The following is a 16,244-nucleotide window of genomic DNA, read 5'->3' as shown; positions in this document are numbered from 1 at the left end:
GACCATGACATTGCATCAGAACCTGATTGCCGGCGAATGGGTCGGCGGTGACGGGGTTGCCAACATCAACCCGTCGAACACCAATGACGTGGTGGGCGAATATGCCCGTGCGTCTGCTGACGACGTCAGCGCCGCGATCGCCGCTGCCAAGGCGGCATTTCCGGCCTGGTCGCGCTCCGGCATCCTCGAGCGCCACGCGATCCTGAGGAAGACCGCCGACGAGATCTTCGCGCGCAAGGACGAGCTCGGCAGGCTGCTGTCGCGCGAGGAAGGCAAGACGCTTGCCGAAGGCATCGGCGAGACCGTGCGCGCCGGCCAGATCTTCGACTTCTTCGCTGGCGAGTGCCTGCGGTTGGCCGGCGAGGTGCTGCCCTCGGCGCGGCCCAATATCGGCGTCGAGATCACCCGCGAGCCGGTCGGCGTCGTCGGCATCATCACGCCCTGGAACTTCCCGATCGCCATTCCCACCTGGAAGATCGCGCCGGCGCTTTGTTACGGCAACACCGTCGTCTTCAAGCCGGCCGAGCTGGTGCCCGGCAGTTCCTGGGCGATCGTCGACATCCTCCATCGTGCCGGCCTGCCAAAGGGTGTGTTGAACCTCGTCATGGGCAAGGGCTCGGTCGTCGGCCAGGCGATGCTCGATAGCCCCGATGTGCACGCCATCACCTTCACCGGCTCGACCGGCACCGGCAAACGCGTGGCGCTCGCCTCGGTCGAGCACAATCGCAAATACCAGCTGGAGATGGGCGGCAAGAACCCCTTCGTCGTGCTTGACGATGCCGATCTGTCCGTGGCGGTCGAGGCGGCCGTCAACTCCGCCTTTTTCTCCACCGGCCAGCGCTGCACCGCGTCGTCGCGCATCATCGTCACCGAGGGCATCCACGATCGCTTCGTGGCCGCAATGGGCGAACGGATGAAGGGGCTTGTTGTCGACGACGCCTTGAAGGCCGGCACCCAGATCGGCCCGGTGGTCGATGAGAGCCAGCTCAACCAGGACACCGACTATATCGCCATCGGCCGCCAGGAAGGCGCGAAGCTTGCCTTCGGCGGCGAGCTTCTGAAGCGCGACACGCCCGGCTTCTACCTGCAGCCGGCGCTGTTTACCGAAGCGACGAACGCCATGCGCATCAGCCGGGAAGAGATCTTCGGCCCGGTCGCATCCGTCATCCGCGTCAAGGACTACGACGAGGCGCTGGCTGTCGCCAACGATACGCCCTTCGGCCTGTCGTCGGGCATCGCCACCACGAGCCTGAAGCATGCGACCCATTTCAAGCGCAATGCCGAGGCCGGCATGGTGATGGCCAACCTGCCGACGGCCGGCGTCGATTTCCACGTGCCGTTCGGCGGCCGCAAGGGCTCGTCCCACGGCGCGCGCGAGCAGGGGCGCTACGCCGCCGAGTTCTACACCACCGTCAAGACGGCTTACACGCTCGCCTAAGGGGTGATGTTTCGGGGAATTGAACCATTTGGACTTCCGCTTTCATTTTCCAGTCAAGGAAATGCGGGACCTACGGTTCGATTCCCTTCAAGGCGAAGGATAGGGGGAGCGTCTTAATTGGGGCCGGAGGCTGACACTGCACTGCGATGACACGCAACGCGAAAAAGCAGACATGTAAGCGCTCGGCGCCAAGGTCTCCTTCTCTCAAACCAGGATCTGATTGCGCTCCTGAAGCTTGGCCCGGAATGCGGTAGGCCGGAAAACTATCTCGACGAGCGCATTTGGGACATCGTGGTATCGTTGCCCAGATAGCTTGCGGCCTGGCGTGTGCGTTCGCCTTCCACACATCCGTCTTTCATGCCACGACCTCCACGCGCGCTCCGCACAACTGCACGTACTTGTGCCGCGTCAACCAAAGCGCGAATATCACCTTGAGGTAAGCGGTTTTCCTGCTACTTTGATTGTGTTGGGGGCGGAATGTTGGACACAGCAGAAAATAATGACGGCGCGACCGAGCCGGCAGTAAAGGTGAAGTCTGTCGCCGCCACTATCCTTGGCGAGTTTTTTGATGTCCTGCAGGCAGAGGAAGGCTTCGAGGAAGTGACCCCCCGGCTCCGCAAGGTCGTCCTCGAAGACGGCGTCTTAGCCGAGCCTTCGATCCGCGCCGCTCTGTTTCCTGACGCATCATGATCCGGATCGACAGGATTCATATCAAGGAATTCCGCGGCATTCGAGAGCTGACGCTCACCCTCAAGGGTCAGAACTTCGCGGCTTGTGGTCCAAACGGAACCGGCAAGAGCGGCATCGTGGATGCGATCGAATTCGCTCTCACGGGCAATATCTCGCGCCTAGCCGGCACTGGGACCGGCGGTCTGTCCGTCAAGGCTCACGGCCCCCACGTCGATAGCCGCAACAAGCCGGAGGCTGCATCGGTTACACTCGACGTCATCATCCCATCGCTGGGTAACAAGAAGGCGCAGATCAGCCGGTCCGTCAAAACGGTAAACGCGCCGCAGATCAAGCCCGCCGACAAGGACGTTATAGCCGCCTTCGAGAGCGTGAACCTCCATCCAGAATTCGTCCTCTCGCGCCGCGAGCTAATCCGGTACGTGCTTTCGGAGCCTGGAAACCGGTCAAAGGAAGTTCAATCGCTATTGCGTCTCGACGATATCGAGAAGTTGCGCGGCGTCCTGCAGAAGATCGCAAATTCCTGCTCCAGAGACCTGCCTGGCTTCGAACGGTCGGAGAATGACTCCGTCACCAATCTGCTCGCTGTCCTCGACACGCCACAGCTCTCCAAGAAATCCGTTCTGGATTCAGTCAATCCTCGTCGCGAAATCTTAGGTCTTGCACCGCTTACCGACGTGGACGCCGCTACATCACTCAAGGATGGCTTGACGACCGCCACGGCGACTGCACCTGGGCGCGTTCCCAAGGTTCAGGCGACAGTCGACCTCGCGACGCTACGGGAAGCGCTGCAGGCGCTCCAAACGGATCCCTTCAAACAAGCATGCGCTACGGCTGAGGCAAACGCGGCCGAGCTCGGCAAGGACGCGGATAGCATCGATGCTCTGTCTCGTGAATCCCTCCTGAAATCAGCCCTGGAGCTCTATGATGGTTCTGCTTGTCCGGTCTGCGATACCCCGTTCGAGCCGGACGCGTTCACTGGTCATCTGGCTGGAAAGCTCGCGCATCTTGAGGATGTGAGCAAACGACGCGCTGCGATCGAGGCGGAACTGAAGCCGATCCTCGATACGGTGCACGCCGCGGGCACGGCCTTGAACATCATGATCGAGCACGCCGGCTTGTTCTCACCGAAGATCGACGCCGGCGCGCTCGTTGAGTTCAGGCTTGCTCTTCGCGCGCGATATCAGCAGCTCCAGAAGCTCCTGCCGCTCAACGACACCCGTGCGATCCTAACCATAGCCCACAGCGTCCCGGACCTGGAGCCGTCGCTGGCCGCGCTGGCAACTGCGATTGGCGCAATTCCGGAGCCTACCAAGCAGGATGCGGCGCGCGACTTCCTTGTCCTCGCGCATGAACGACTGGATACCTATCGAAAAGCCCGGCAGAAACACGCGGCCGGCCGGGTTCGCGCAGATCGGGCAATGAAAGTCTCGGATACCTATGGCACCGTGACCACGGGCGCTCTCGAAAAAATCTACAAGGACGTCGAGACGGCGTTTGCGAGCTACTATAGCAAAATCAACGAGGACGATGAGAAGGCGTTTTCGGCGAAGCTGATCCCCTCCATCGGAAAGCTAGGCTTCGACGTGGACTTCTATGGTCGCGGCCATTTTCCGCCCGGCGCCTATCATAGTGAGGGTCATCAGGACGGGATGGGGCTTTGCCTCTATCTCGCGCTCATGAACCACCTGCTCTGCCAGAACTTCACGTTCGCCGTCCTCGACGACGTCCTGATGTCGGTCGACTCTGGACACCGACGTCAGGTCTGCACGCTCCTCAAGGAGATGTTCCCGAACACGCAGTTCATTTTCACGACCCACGACGAGATCTGGTTGCGGCATATGAAGTCGGAGGGTCTGATCAAAGGCCGCAACTTCGCGCACTTCAGGACCTGGACCGTGGATCTCGGACCGACCGAATGGGACGATCGCGACGTCTGGACCGAGTTGGAAGAGCATCTCGTCAAAAATGACGTACGAGCTGCGGCGGCGCTGCTGCGCCACTACCTCGAGCACTTCGCCAAAGAGGCTTGCGACCGTCTGCGTGCGAGCGTCGAATTTCGCGGTGACGCCCAATTCGCGCTGGGCGATCTTCTCCCCAACGCGACCAGCACGTTGGGTGACCTGCTGAAAAAGGCCAAGTTCGCGGCCAACTCCTGGAATCAGAAGGATGTTGTCGAGCGGATTAGCGCGATCGAGGCGGCTTACACCGAGGCGAAGGCCAAGACCGGCTACGACAACTGGCAGATCAATACGGCCGTTCATTTCAACGAGTGGGCCGACCTCCAGAAAGCGGATTTCACACCTGTGGTCTCAGCGTTTCGCGGGTTCACCAGTTCGTTTGGCTGTACCACCTGCGGCGAGATGTATTTCGTGGCTCCCGATCGCGGCAAGAAGGAAGCTTTGCGCTGCGGGTGCGGAACCTTGAACCTCAATCTCTTGCAGAAGGGCGGCTAACTACAGCCGCCCGCCGATTCGCGGACAAACCACGATATCTAGCCATTTCTCGCTCGCAGTTCGTTTGTCTTCACTCATGGTTCACTCGTCCGGTTCGTCGGCACGGAAATCCAACTCCGAAAAGTCGGCCGGCGTGTCGCAGTTGAGGCAATGGTACATCTGGGAGGCGTCCTGGAAGTGCATCCCGCAGAAGGGGCAGCACTTGATCAACGTCAGCCCTGCGAGCCTTGTTGCTGTGATGTTCACCCTTTGGGCCACAAAGATCGCATAATGTATCGAGTGGAATTGACGCCTCTCATGCCACCGCCTCGAGCGACCGAAACCCGCGACCTTAGCGCGCCAATCGCACTCCCGGACCGCCGTCCGGTCCGGGACCGCTCTCAAAGAAGATGACGCCTCGATCCTCGTAGACGCGTTTAATCGCCTCAACGGTCACAGGTTGGGGTCCTCTCGGCCCCGCCTCATCTTGCTCAACGCGGCTTACTGTATTCGCCGTGACCTTGGCCAGCTCAGCGACTTCCCGGACACCGAGCTTCAGAATAGCACGCGCAGCTCGAGCTTGGGCAGGATTCACGGAGACCTCGTATTTATTTCGATACACGGTATTGACAAATACCCAGACGCTATATAGATACACTGCATCGATATCTCCTTCAACGATTCCGCGTTGTTCGCTGGGCGTAATTCGTCCTGCGCGAACGCTTGCCCTGTTAGAATGTCGGAGCGTTAAGATGGAACTTCGCCAACTCTCGTTCTTCGTTGCGGTTGCCGAGGAGCTGCACTTCAACAGGGCAGCGGCGCGGATGTGCATCGCTCAGCCGGCGTTGAGTTCGCATATTCAGGCGCTGGAGAAGGAGCTGGGTGTACGACTGCTGGAGCGATCGACGCGCAGGGTCGAGCTGACGCGGGCAGGGGAGGTGTTCTATGACCGCGCAGTCCGGATCATTGGCGATGTCGGACTATCGGCCGAGGTGGCGCGCTCGGTCGCCGGCAAGGCAGCGCGGACGATCAAGATCGGAACCGTCTATCCGGCGACGACCGGCGTGTTGCCGGCGTTTCTGGCGCGCATCGGCCGGAAGTTTCCCGATGTCGCTTTGCATGTGAGGAGCGGCTCGACCAGCGACATCATACGCTCAATCGAAAACGGCCAGATCAATCTCGGCTTCATCCGTCCGGTCGAAAACATCGGCTCGTTGCGGTTCTTCTCGATCGCGCATGAGCGCTATCTGCTGGCCGTCGAAAAGACGAGTCCTCTAGCCCTTCGAAGCGAAATCGACATCGAGGAACTACGCTCGGAAAAGATCATCGCCTTTTCCCGTCAGAACCTTTCTTACTCGGAGCGCTATTTCTCCGAGATGTTCGAGACACACGGTCTGAACGGCAACATAGCCTATAGCTGTGATGACACGTTCTCGCTGGTGTCGCTCGTTTCCGCGGGGCTTGGCGTTGGCTTTGCACCGGAGTGGACGAAGGATCTGCCGAACCGCAACTTCGAGCTCCGGCCCGTGCGCGGTGTCGATCTCAAGATTGGTCTCGGCGTTGCTTGGAACAAAGAGGATCCAACGGCGTCTCGCGACGACATTATCGACATTGCCCGGTCGCTGGCGCGGCCGGGCAGGTGAGTTAAACGGCCGAGATTGCTCGTGTCGCATCAAGAGCGAAACTTGACGCCGGCGGCAGAAGTTCTGCCGCCGGCTACCCAGCCGCTCGGGAGGTGTAACGTTACCAGCGGCCAGATTGCGAGGTATGCTCATTCAGCCGAAAGGTGCCTTTGGAACCATTCCGCGCTCTTGGGGATCAACACGTCGTCGACGGTTTGGGTCGCAGTGGCCGCATTCCAATCGTGGTCGGAATCGATCTCGACCAGATCCTCGACCCCTTCGTGATAGTCGAGCAGACTTTGACCGGCGGCCGGCTGAGGCGTTACAATCGTCTCACGCTTTCCGACGATCACTCGGAGCGGACCTGGGTATTTGCCGATGGCTCCGACCGGCGTGACAGTAGGCAATTCCTTGAAGAAGGCCGCTTTCATTTTGGTCTCGCCGCCCCAGGAGAGTTTCGCCGTCACGATTGCGTCCGGCGATTGCGCGAGCGCGCTTTGAACAGTTTCGCGACCCATGATCGTGGCGTAGGTCGAAAGCGGGTTCGTCACGGGAGCCCATAGCACGACAGCGGAGGCCTCGGGTCGTTTCGCCGCCAAGTGGCTCCCTACAAGACCGCCCTGGCTGTAACCCAAAATGCCGATCTTACTGTTATCGACTGAGCTGAGAGCCTGCAGATAGTCGAACGCAAGAACAGCATCTTGGATCTGCCCGGACAACGTAGTCTCTTCCCACTTTCCGTCGCTTTCGCCGGAGCCGTGGAAATCGATGCGTAAGCTGGCAATGCCAACCTCGGCCAATCGCTCCGCGGTGTATGCAAACAAGCCGGTTTGAGAAGATGCCATCGGGAATTCGTCCTTCTGGCCAGTGAATCCGTGGAGCATCAAGACCACCGGTGGGTTTGCGGCACCATCGGGCAAATTGAGTACTCCGACTATTCCGCGTCCGCCGTTCTCGATGCGAACTTTGTTCTCCGCTGCAAGAGCGCAGGTCGCCGCAAGCGTGGCGGTGACCGATGCAACGATGGACAACCAATTCATTCCCACTGCTCCTCTCAGAGTGATGCATTGCTTCGTCGAGCATCAAACTGAACGCGTGGCGAGACTTCGACAATTTCGCACAAGACGGCTTGGTGACGCTGATAGACGCAATTCGCGCGCACAAAGATGCGCGCTTGCGACCACAGCAGTTTGCGTCAGCTTGCGCCACGTGTTTGCAGAGTGCGAAGTTGCTCTCCATTCCTTGATTGCTAGAAGATCGCCTGCCGCAGAGGCACTAGCTCGCCGAACACCCTCCATTGTCGAGCAACCTGGTTTTTTGTTTAACTGGAACCCCAAAATGATCGGCAGCAGTTCTCCCTACGCGCGCTTGTGAGATCGAGGCGAGTTCGCTGCGGTCTCTTCTTTTTTGCGGGTGGTATCGGCATCGGTGGCTGGGCCGCGAGCCTGCCGCTGCTTTCCGCCAAACTGAACATTGACAAGGGGGAACTCGGCGCTCTTTTGCTGTGCTTTGCTCTGGGCGCGATCGCAATGATGGTGGACATCGGGCGGGTCAGTGACCGGTTCGGCAGTAGCCATCTGCTTAGTCTCGGCGGCAGCGTAGTATTTGGCGTCTCGATCCTGACGGTCCCCTTGGTCGATGGGCTGCTCTACGTGGGTGCTCTTATCGTGGTTGCAGGCGCGGGTTTCGGGACGCTCGATGTTTCCATGAACATCGAGGCTTCAGAAATCGAGCGCGGATCGGGTCGCCACCTGATGTCGTCGTTTCATGCGATGTTCAGCATTGGCAACATCGTCGGTGCCTCCTTGGTTGGCGTAGTCGTATCCTTCGGTGGCCAGATCCACGAGTGTTTGGGAGGGGCTGGGCTCCTTGTCGTCATGACTGCGCTCATCTCTCGTCTCATCGGCCACGAGGCGAGCGGGAAAGTGATGCCGGCGGCCACAAACACAGGCCCCGCGGGAAAGCCGTCGCTCAGCAGACAACAAAGGGTACTGGTACTGACGTTTGGTGCCATCGGCTTTTTGGCCTTTCTTGCGGAGGGAGGCATTATCGACTGGTCCGCGGTATACATGGTGGGAACCTTGGGTGCCTCCGAAAGCGTCGGCGCGTATGCTTTTGCGGTGTTCTCGGCGTCAATGGCACTTGGCCGGTTGCTCGGGGATTTCGTCACGCAGCGGGTGGGGCACGTGAGCATCCTCAGAATTGGTGGGGTTGTCTGCGGATTGTCGATTCTTGCTATGCTCATCGCTCACAATGTAGTGGTTGGCATAGTGGCGCTGGCCATTTGCGGATTTGGTGTCGCCAACATGATACCGGCCGTGTTTGCATCCGCGGGGAAAATTGGCTCGCAGGCTACCGGACGGGCGATGTCGATTGTGACCACTCTTGGATACAGTGGTCTGCTCATTGGGCCTGCCTTGCTTGGATTTATTGCTCAGATTTCCAGCCTCACCATCAGTCTTGCGCTTGTGGCTCTTTCTTTTGGTGTCATCTCCGTAGGCACGGTCTACCTCAAGCGCTTGACTGCGGAGTTTCAGCCAGAGATGAAGGGCACGAAGCACTACGCCTGATGGGGCGTTTCAATGGCATGCCGCCGATGGAGTTTGGCACCAGCCTCCTCGAGCATCCGGCTCAGCAGCGCACCAATATGGGGCTAAAAGAGCGATCCTGGCACACTCTGGGCAACCTTTGCATGACGCGTGGCACTCTCCACCCTATCGTTTTTTGCCGGGTGCGCGGGGCGACGGCGCTCGAAATTAGGCTCCGGATAGGTGTGTTGGGGGTCAATCCAGGATCATTCGCTCCATCAGCGTCTTTAGGTCCCGCGCCACATTGTAGCTGTTGTCTTGATGCTGCCGATTGCAGAACAGTTCGCAGCTCCACCAGCCGCGATAGCCCGTTGCCTTCACGGCATCGACCCAACTTTGGAGGTCGAGAACTCCATTTCCCGTAGGCACGTCGCGTAGCACAGCTTCGTTTGGGAGCCCTCCAGTGTAGGGGAGGGAGTCGCAGACATGCACGCCATAAATGAGATCCTTATCCAGACGCGCAATGCGCTCTGGCGTGTCTCCGGAGGTGTACGAGTGCCAGAAATCGATGACCAAGCGGACGTTGTCCCGTCGGCAAGCCTCGATGATCCGAAGTTGGGCGTCCATTGTATTGAGCGGCGTCCAGGAGAGAGATTCCAGATAGACAATGAGCCCGTGCTCTGCCGCAATGTCAGCGACGGCGCCTAAGTTCTTCGCAGTCAGCGTGATCTGGGTATCCCTCGGCACATCGATCAGGCCACGATAGAGTGTGGGGTAGCGTTGAGCAGAGCCAGGTTCGAAGGCCCTTAGATCGAGTGGCCCAGTAATTGCTTCGATGCCCTTTGCTCCGATCGCAACCGCAAGCCTGCAGAGGTCTTCCGCCTCCCGCAGCATCTCTTCCCGACCGACTTCCTGGCGCTCAAGGTCGATGAGAAAGCCAATGCCAGGAACTTCAAGGGCTTTCAGACTTGCCTTGAGATCGTCCTGTGTGAAGCCGGATTTCAGAAATGCCGCGATTTTCGATCCCGACGTTTCGAGGCCGTCGAAGCCAACTATTTGAGCGATATCGATATCGATCGAGAGCGTGTTGAACTTCGAAGCCATGGAGTGAAATATGAGCTTGTCTCGGCTGGCCATGACTCTGGTTCCTGTTGTTGAATTGAACGGGCTATTTGGATTGGACGGGTACGGTCCGCTGGCGCTTGTTCGAGGCTTGGATCGCCTCCGCCGCCTTCAGGGCAATGACGTTGTCATCGCCTCGACAAAGCCAGTCGGAAGAGGTTCGCGTGGAGGCGAGAAACCCCTCGATCGTGGTTGCATGTAGTTCCCTTTCCCTAACGGGCACCAGTTCGTTGCGCGCGTTTGCGCGCCGCGTCAGCGTGCCCGCCCTGCCGTTCAATGTGCCCTGCGCGATCAAGGCCCCTTGATCGCCGGCCAACATGACAACGCTCTCGATTTCTGCGGTCGTGTAGCTTTCGAACGCCTGGAACATCGCTCCCTCAGACATGCGCATCGCGTATGAGATTTGCTGCCGGCTTTCGCCGTTCGGCGCCGCGGACAGCGCTGAGACTTCGACGGGCTCCTGTCCAGTCAGGAAGCGCGCCAGGTCGACGTCTTCGACAGAGACGTCGAGCAGCAGCTCCCCTTGCCGTGACATTTCCTCACTTCTTCGGTTTGGTGGGGAGTGATAAGGAGCGCCACGGACGATCAAGAGCGATTGAAGTGTCCCGATATGCCCCTCCATCATGAGGCGCCTCATCGTCTGATGGACGATTGAGGCCCGAGAAGGCTGATTTACCGCCAGCGTCACTCCTGCCGCCCTGCACCGCGCAACCAATCCGCTTGCGATTCGGCTGCTGTGGGAAATGGGAGCGTCGCAAAGGATGTGTTTCCGCGCTTCCGCGGCCGCCGATATGTAGTGCTTCCGACGATCTCTGGCGGCGCTCACGTAGGCGAAATCCACGAGCGGGTCGTTGAGCGCCCGGCTAGCTTCTGTTGACGTTTGAGGGATCCTCAGGTCTTCGGAGAAGAATTTGGCATATTCCTTGTTTCGGCTGACGACCCAACGAGCTTCATGGCCGATCGATCGGATCGCGGCCACCATGTGCTCCGTGGCTATGGTGCCAGTCCCCATCACCGACCATCCTGGTTTTCTCGAAGAGGTCACCGGCGTTTCCTTCCGTTGCTGTGCAGAGATTGGCCGGAAGAGTGCTTGTTCACAACTTCGCAAGTTGTTGAAGTCCTTCTCAAGATGAAGTATACTTCGCTTCATGTTGCTTCACTCTTTGAGGATGAGTCTGGATGGAACACTTGGGGAGAGACGCAGCGGCGCTGGCAGCAAACCTCCGCACGCTGTGCGAGCGGCATGGGTCTGTGGCTGCAGTATGCCGGAAGATTAACGTCAACCGGCAGCAATTTAACAAGTATCTGTCCGGAGCTCACATTCCTTCTGCCGCAAATCTAAGGATTATCGCTAACTATTTCGGTCTCAGCGTCCCGATTTTGTTCGCAGATCCGGATGAGTTCCGCACGCTCGTTGACGGGAATTTTTTCCATGCGATGCAGACTGCGCGGCAATTGCCTGAGTTCTCGCGATTTGTTTCCAACATGATCGTTGAGAGCAAAGCGGACCACAACGATATTGTCGGTATCTACGATCGCTACCAGTATTCCTCCATTTACAAGGGCTTTGTGCTGCGATCCGCGTTCTGTATCTATCAGAACAAAGAATTCCTGCAGCACTACTATGTAGAGAGATTTCCAAGTTTCGACGATCCAAGAAAAACAGAATACGTCTTCAAATACTATGGCTTCTGCTTTCCGGTGGCCGATCGTTTATTCACGGCCGATTTCGAGGGAATTCAGTCAAACGAATTGACGTTTGGCGTCTACGCTCAGGTTAAACGCAACGCGAAGAAGTTCATGTTTGGGATTTCGAGCGGGATTGCAGCAAATGTTTTCCGCCAGCCGTATTCTACCAAGGTTGCTCTTCATTACCGCGGTCCCGGTCTGCTGCGCCGCGAACACCTGAAGAACCTCACGGTTATGGATCGCAATGATCCCGCAATTCCGCGAGAAGCGCTTCAATATCTGGGGGATGGCTCTGATATGATCCAGATGAACTGACGCTCTCAGCGCGCCAGTTCGTTCAGTCTCGATGAATGATGATCTATGGGTGAAGCTCGATCGCGAGCCACACGCTGTCGGTGTCGGCGTAGTAGCGATGCCAGGGATACGTCCATTCGTTGTGGCCGGTCACCCGGCAGAAGGGATCGTGCGAGTATCCAATCGGCATCAGGACGTCCTCATAGATGGTCGCCTGATCGCGATGCTTGAATTTCTGCATCCGGCCAATGCCATGGATCTGCGTATGGGTCTCAAGGAACGGATGCTCGTTGTGAATGAAGCAGTCCGTATCGCCCGGCGACCACCACAGATTTAACTTCAGGGTGAACTCCTGGGGCTCCTTCGAGGTCGCGCGTTCGTTAGTGAACACGCGGGGGTCCAGCGAGACCTTTCCGATCTCATCCTGCGCAGAGATGTACAGCGGGGTATCGCGGGGAAAGCTGCGGATGCGATTTCCAAGCCAGTCCCAACCCCGGAACATGCAACCGCCAAGATTTGTAGGCTTCACGACCTTGATGAGGGCGGCGCGTTCGGCGGACTTGATCTTTCCGCCTTTCAGCCATGTCGATTTCCAGGCCGGCACGATCGTAGGGTGTTCATCGCCTGTGACCATGACCGTCGGGCTCAGGTTGACGACCACCGCATCGTGCACGTCGTAGTCAACCGCATTCTCAACGAGCTTCGCGACGATGAACTCATCTGCGAAGGCAAGGTTTCTGGTCGCGTTCTGCACGTCGGATGTCCTTCCAAGCATTTAGATTTTTTACAGGAAGCCACATCGCATTTCGTTACATAATTGCGCGCCTTTATGAATCTGTACGCGTCTTGAAGCGAACTCCGCGTCATATTGCGAAGTGCTTGGTTCCTCCGCCAAGCGTGCGATCGGTTGACAATGCTCTCTCGCTGGGCCGGCGGCCATGCAATTCGGCGATTATCGTATGAGGTTGGCTTTCCCCCCGTTGGGTATTTGATGCACTTGGAAACCACGAGTGCGTCACCCTGCGTCGGTGATTCAACTCCTGCGAACTTGAAGCTTCAGCCGTCTGGTCGAGAATAGTGCCATCGTTGGGGCGGGTGCTTACTTCCAAAAGCCCTCCCGTTGAGAAGCATAACAATCAGAGGGTCGATCAAATGAAGCTCACAGGTGGCCAGGTAGTCGCGAAAGCGCTGAAGGAATATGGTGTTGAATATGTCGCCGGTGTGCCTGGGCATGGCATTTGGTCGCTGTTCGATGCCTTTTTGCAGGAAGGCTCTGAGATCCCGTTCATCCAGGTGATGCATGAACAGAGCGCGGTGCACATGGCTGACGGCTACTATCGCGCATCGGGCAAGCCAATGGCCTGCTCAACCTCGGTTGGACCGGGTGCCGCCAATACCATCATTGGCCTGGCAACCGCCTATTGTGACTCGACGTCGCTGTTTTACGTCTCCGGCTCGCCGCAGACCTATATGCATGGCCACGGCACCATGCAGGAACTCGAACGTCAGCAAGACAACGCCTTCCCGCGCATCACCGAACAGGTAACCAAGCGCGCTTGGCAGGCCAATTCCGTAGAGGTGCTCCCGAGCATCATGCACCGCGCTTTCAGCGAGATGCTTACTGGCCGTCCCGGACCGGTTCACGTCGAAGTCCCGATGAACGTCCAGGTCGAAGCGGCCGACGTCGCCATTCATCCCCTTCAGAAGCGCTTGCCGATCGGCGTTGCCTATCCCGATCCGAAGGCGATCGAGGCTGCTGTAAAGGTCCTGCTTTCCGCCGAGCGTCCGGTCATCGTGGCCGGCGGCGGTGCGATCACTTCGGGTGCGTCCAAGGAGTTGACGCGTCTCGCCGAAAAGCTCGGGGCGGCCGTCTCCATTACCTGGAACGGGAAGGGCGCCATTTCCGAGGACCATCAGTTGTTTGTCGGTGCGGTCGGCCAGACGGGAACGACGTGCGGCAACAAGGTGACCGCCTCTGCAGATGTCGTGGTATCGGTTGGTTGCCGGTTTACCGACTGGTCTGCTTCGTCCTATGCGAAGGGTGTGTCCTTCTCGATCCCTTCAGCGAACCTGATCCACATCGACTTGGATCCGCGCGAGATTGGCAAGAACTATGAAACCGAGGTTGGCATCGTCGCGGACGCGAGGGTCGCTCTTGAGGCTATCCTCGCGCTGATTTCCGACACCGATAGCAAGAAGATGATTTCGCGCCGTGAAACGTTCTTGGCCGACGTCCAGAAGGCAAAGGCGGATTGGCGCGCCCAAGTTGAGCCGCGGGAAAACAGCCGCGAAACCCCCTTCACCTCCCAGCGGCCGCTTATGGCGCTGCGGAAGGTGCTCGACAGGGATGGTATCGTCGTGGTCGGCTCCGGTAATACGCAGGGCTCCGTCAAGCAGAGCTTCCCGGTTTACGAACCCCGCACGCACCTCACGTCGGGCTCGTACTCGCCGATGGGCTGGGCCGTGCCCGCGGCGCTCGGCGCAAAGCTCGCCTGCCCGGATCGCCAGGTCGTAGCCATCGTCGGCGACGGGGATTTCATGATGTCACTGCCGGAAATGGGCACTGCTGTCATGAACGGCATCAACGCGGTCTTCCTTGTGCTCAACAACCAAGGATACATGTCGATCCGCGGCGGGCAGCGGAAGTTCATGGGCCGCCACATCGCCTCGGAATTCAATCACCACGCTGGAAACGGCGCGCCGTACTCGGCCGATATCGCGGCTTCTGCCCGCGCATTCGGACTGGCGGCCTGGAAGGTCGAAAGGGACGAGGATCTCGAAAGCAGCCTCAAGGCAGCTCTCGAGTGCGGCGGCCCGGCGCTCGTGGAGGTAATCGTGTCTCGCGACGCAGCCGGACCGTTCGCCACCGGTTGGTGGGACTTCCCGTCGCCTGCCTACTACGAAAAGGAACAGGCTGCGTACGCAGAGATGCGTGCACGTGAGCAGCATCTGTAAGTAACTGCAAAGGGGTGCGTGCCCTAGCGCGCACCCCGCCCATTCCATCCACATCCCCTCGGATCGCGGAGCATGGTGCTTCCGCAAACGAAGAGCTATTGTCATGATACGACACATTAAAACCGCGCAAGCTTCGGTCACCGGTAGCACCGATAGCGCAGTCACCAAGACCGTAGAGGCCCTGCTTGCAAAGGTGGAGGCTGGTGGCGACAAGGCGGTGCGCGAACTCTCCGTGCAGTTCGACAAGCTCGATCGCGAGTCCTACCGCCTGACAGAGGGTGAAATTGCCAACTGCATCAATTCGCTCACAAGGCAGGAGCGCGAGGATCTCGACTTCGCGCAGGAACAGGTCCGCAAGTTCGCGGAGGCGCAGAAGGCCGCGCTGCTGGATATCGAAATTGAATCGCTCCCAGGCGTAATCCTCGGTCACAAGAACGTACCTATCCAGAACGTCGGTTGCTACGTTCCAGGCGGCAAGTACCCGCTGCTGGCATCAGCACACATGACCGTTCTCACCGCCCGCGTCGCCGGATGTGAGCGGGTGATTACCTGCGCTCCTCCGTTCCAGGGGAAGCTCGCCGAGAAAATTGTCGCAGCCCAGGCGCTCGCGGGTGCCGACGAGATCTATTGCTTGGGTGGTGTCCAGGCCATCGCGGCAATGGCCTATGGGACCGAGACCATTGCTCCCGTTGATATGCTCGCGGGGCCTGGCAATGCCTACGTCGCCGAAGCCAAGCGACTGCTCTTCGGCAAGGTTGGCATCGACCTGTTCGCCGGTCCGACGGAGACGCTTGTTATTGCCGACGACAGTGTCGACGGCGAGATAGTGGCGACAGACCTTCTCGGCCAGGCCGAGCATGGAGCCAACTCTCCAGCCGTACTCATAACCAACTCGGAAAAGCTTGCCCGTGAAACGCTGTCCGAGATCGACCGTCTCCTCAAGATTTTGCCGACCGCGGCGGTCGCTGCCAAGGCCTGGGAAGACTACGGCGAGATCATTTTCTGCGACACTCTCGAAGAGATGGTCGAGGAAGGCGATCGGGTCGCTTCCGAGCATGTTCAGGTCATGACGAGTGACCCCGACTACTTCCTGAACAACATGAAGAACTACGGCGCATTCTTCCTCGGCGCACGCACGAACGTCGCTTTCGGGGACAAGGTGATCGGTACCAACCACACCCTGCCGACCAACAGGGCCGCCCGCTACACAGGCGGCCTCTGGGTCGGGAAGTTCCTCAAGACCTGCACCTATCAGAAGATTCTCACCGACGAGGCGTCCGCCATGATCGGTGCATACGGCTCGAGGCTCTGCCTCATGGAAGGCTTCGCCGGACATGCCGAACAGGCAAACATCCGTGTTCGTCGCTACGGCGGAAAGAATGTCGGCTACGCGATGCCTGCCGACCCCAACTAATGAGTTCGCCCAAGAGCCTGTGAAAGGCCGGCGATTTAAACCCAACCAGAGAGGAATGTC

General features: G+C 58.8%; 12 protein-coding genes. 8 read left to right on the top strand and 4 right to left on the bottom strand.

Translation table 11 applies throughout. From position 1 onward, the window contains the following. The first annotated feature begins 4 nt into the window (after window positions 1-4). The 4 genes from ACTJKM_RS17645 (at window position 5) to ACTJKM_RS17630 (ending at window position 6,203) form a co-directional block, all read left to right on the top strand. A complete protein-coding gene (locus ACTJKM_RS17645; protein WP_440660683.1) occupies window positions 5-1,438 on the top strand; it encodes an aldehyde dehydrogenase family protein in 1,434 nt (477 codons plus the stop codon). 477 nt (window positions 1,439-1,915) lie between these two features. Further along, window positions 1,916-2,128: a hypothetical protein gene (locus ACTJKM_RS17640; RefSeq protein WP_440660682.1), complete on the top strand. Its 213-nt coding sequence runs from the start codon at window positions 1,916-1,918 to the stop codon at window positions 2,126-2,128. Then, window positions 2,125-4,581 carry an AAA family ATPase gene (locus ACTJKM_RS17635; protein ID WP_440660680.1) on the top strand — a complete coding sequence of 819 codons (2,457 nt, stop codon included), beginning with the start codon at window positions 2,125-2,127 and terminating at the stop codon, window positions 4,579-4,581. Before ACTJKM_RS17640 ends, ACTJKM_RS17635 begins: the two co-directional genes overlap by 4 nt. A gap of 731 nt (window positions 4,582-5,312) precedes the next feature. After that, on the top strand, window positions 5,313-6,203 hold the full coding sequence (locus tag ACTJKM_RS17630) for a LysR family transcriptional regulator (RefSeq protein ID WP_440638975.1): 891 nt from the start codon (window positions 5,313-5,315) through the stop codon (window positions 6,201-6,203). 128 nt (window positions 6,204-6,331) lie between these two features. Here ACTJKM_RS17630 and ACTJKM_RS17625 read toward each other — a convergent pair whose 3' ends face one another. After that, window positions 6,332-7,222 carry an alpha/beta hydrolase gene (locus ACTJKM_RS17625; protein ID WP_058329016.1) on the bottom strand — a complete coding sequence of 297 codons (891 nt, stop codon included), beginning with the start codon at window positions 7,220-7,222 and terminating at the stop codon, window positions 6,332-6,334. 330 nt (window positions 7,223-7,552) lie between these two features. Between ACTJKM_RS17625 and ACTJKM_RS17620 the strand changes: the two genes are divergently transcribed. Further along, a complete protein-coding gene (locus ACTJKM_RS17620; RefSeq protein ID WP_440660679.1) occupies window positions 7,553-8,752 on the top strand; it encodes an MFS transporter in 1,200 nt (399 codons plus the stop codon). 213 nt (window positions 8,753-8,965) lie between these two features. Here the strand turns inward: ACTJKM_RS17620 and ACTJKM_RS17615 are convergent, their stop codons facing one another. Both ACTJKM_RS17615 and ACTJKM_RS17610 read right to left on the bottom strand, forming a co-directional pair. Continuing rightward, a complete protein-coding gene (locus ACTJKM_RS17615; protein ID WP_058329015.1) occupies window positions 8,966-9,847 on the bottom strand; it encodes a sugar phosphate isomerase/epimerase family protein in 882 nt (293 codons plus the stop codon). A 31-nt stretch (window positions 9,848-9,878) separates the two neighbouring features. Continuing rightward, window positions 9,879-10,877, bottom strand: coding sequence for a Gfo/Idh/MocA family protein (locus ACTJKM_RS17610; protein ID WP_245296240.1), 999 nt, complete (start codon window positions 10,875-10,877; stop codon window positions 9,879-9,881). A gap of 134 nt (window positions 10,878-11,011) precedes the next feature. On the opposite strand from ACTJKM_RS17610, the gene ACTJKM_RS17605 reads away from it, so the two are divergent. Then, window positions 11,012-11,836 carry a helix-turn-helix domain-containing protein gene (locus ACTJKM_RS17605; RefSeq protein ID WP_058329013.1) on the top strand — a complete coding sequence of 275 codons (825 nt, stop codon included), beginning with the start codon at window positions 11,012-11,014 and terminating at the stop codon, window positions 11,834-11,836. 43 nt (window positions 11,837-11,879) lie between these two features. Here the strand turns inward: ACTJKM_RS17605 and ACTJKM_RS17600 are convergent, their stop codons facing one another. Then, window positions 11,880-12,569 carry a hypothetical protein gene (locus ACTJKM_RS17600; protein WP_156437030.1) on the bottom strand — a complete coding sequence of 230 codons (690 nt, stop codon included), beginning with the start codon at window positions 12,567-12,569 and terminating at the stop codon, window positions 11,880-11,882. A gap of 398 nt (window positions 12,570-12,967) precedes the next feature. Between ACTJKM_RS17600 and ACTJKM_RS17595 the strand changes: the two genes are divergently transcribed. Next, the gene (locus ACTJKM_RS17595) at window positions 12,968-14,770 is read left to right on the top strand and encodes a thiamine pyrophosphate-binding protein (protein ID WP_058329011.1); all 1,803 of its coding nucleotides are present in this window, start codon (window positions 12,968-12,970) and stop codon (window positions 14,768-14,770) included. Between the two features lie 103 nt (window positions 14,771-14,873). Further along, window positions 14,874-16,184 carry a histidinol dehydrogenase gene (hisD, locus tag ACTJKM_RS17590; protein ID WP_058329010.1) on the top strand — a complete coding sequence of 437 codons (1,311 nt, stop codon included), beginning with the start codon at window positions 14,874-14,876 and terminating at the stop codon, window positions 16,182-16,184. The last annotated feature ends 60 nt before the right edge of the window (window positions 16,185-16,244 follow it).

It is taken from the genome of Ensifer sp. 22460 (assembly GCF_052044935.1).
Lineage (GTDB): Bacteria > Pseudomonadota > Alphaproteobacteria > Rhizobiales > Rhizobiaceae > Ensifer.
Note: the sequence above shows the minus strand (reverse complement) of the source record. Positions and strands in the feature narration are given on the sequence as shown.

What these genes read in the sequence shown, in the direction of transcription:
- ACTJKM_RS17645 (WP_440660683.1), top strand. Translation starts at nt 5, where the DNA reads ATGACATTGCATCAGAACCTGATTGCCGGCGAATGGGTCGGCGGTGAC.
- ACTJKM_RS17640 (WP_440660682.1), top strand. Translation starts at nt 1,916, where the DNA reads ATGTTGGACACAGCAGAAAATAATGACGGCGCGACCGAGCCGGCAGTA.
- ACTJKM_RS17635 (WP_440660680.1), top strand. Translation starts at nt 2,125, where the DNA reads ATGATCCGGATCGACAGGATTCATATCAAGGAATTCCGCGGCATTCGA.
- ACTJKM_RS17630 (WP_440638975.1), top strand. Translation starts at nt 5,313, where the DNA reads ATGGAACTTCGCCAACTCTCGTTCTTCGTTGCGGTTGCCGAGGAGCTG.
- ACTJKM_RS17625 (WP_058329016.1), bottom strand. Translation starts at nt 7,222, where the DNA reads ATGAATTGGTTGTCCATCGTTGCATCGGTCACCGCCACGCTTGCGGCG.
- ACTJKM_RS17615 (WP_058329015.1), bottom strand. Translation starts at nt 9,847, where the DNA reads ATGGCCAGCCGAGACAAGCTCATATTTCACTCCATGGCTTCGAAGTTC.
- ACTJKM_RS17605 (WP_058329013.1), top strand. Translation starts at nt 11,012, where the DNA reads ATGGAACACTTGGGGAGAGACGCAGCGGCGCTGGCAGCAAACCTCCGC.
- ACTJKM_RS17595 (WP_058329011.1), top strand. Translation starts at nt 12,968, where the DNA reads ATGAAGCTCACAGGTGGCCAGGTAGTCGCGAAAGCGCTGAAGGAATAT.
- hisD (WP_058329010.1), top strand. Translation starts at nt 14,874, where the DNA reads ATGATACGACACATTAAAACCGCGCAAGCTTCGGTCACCGGTAGCACC.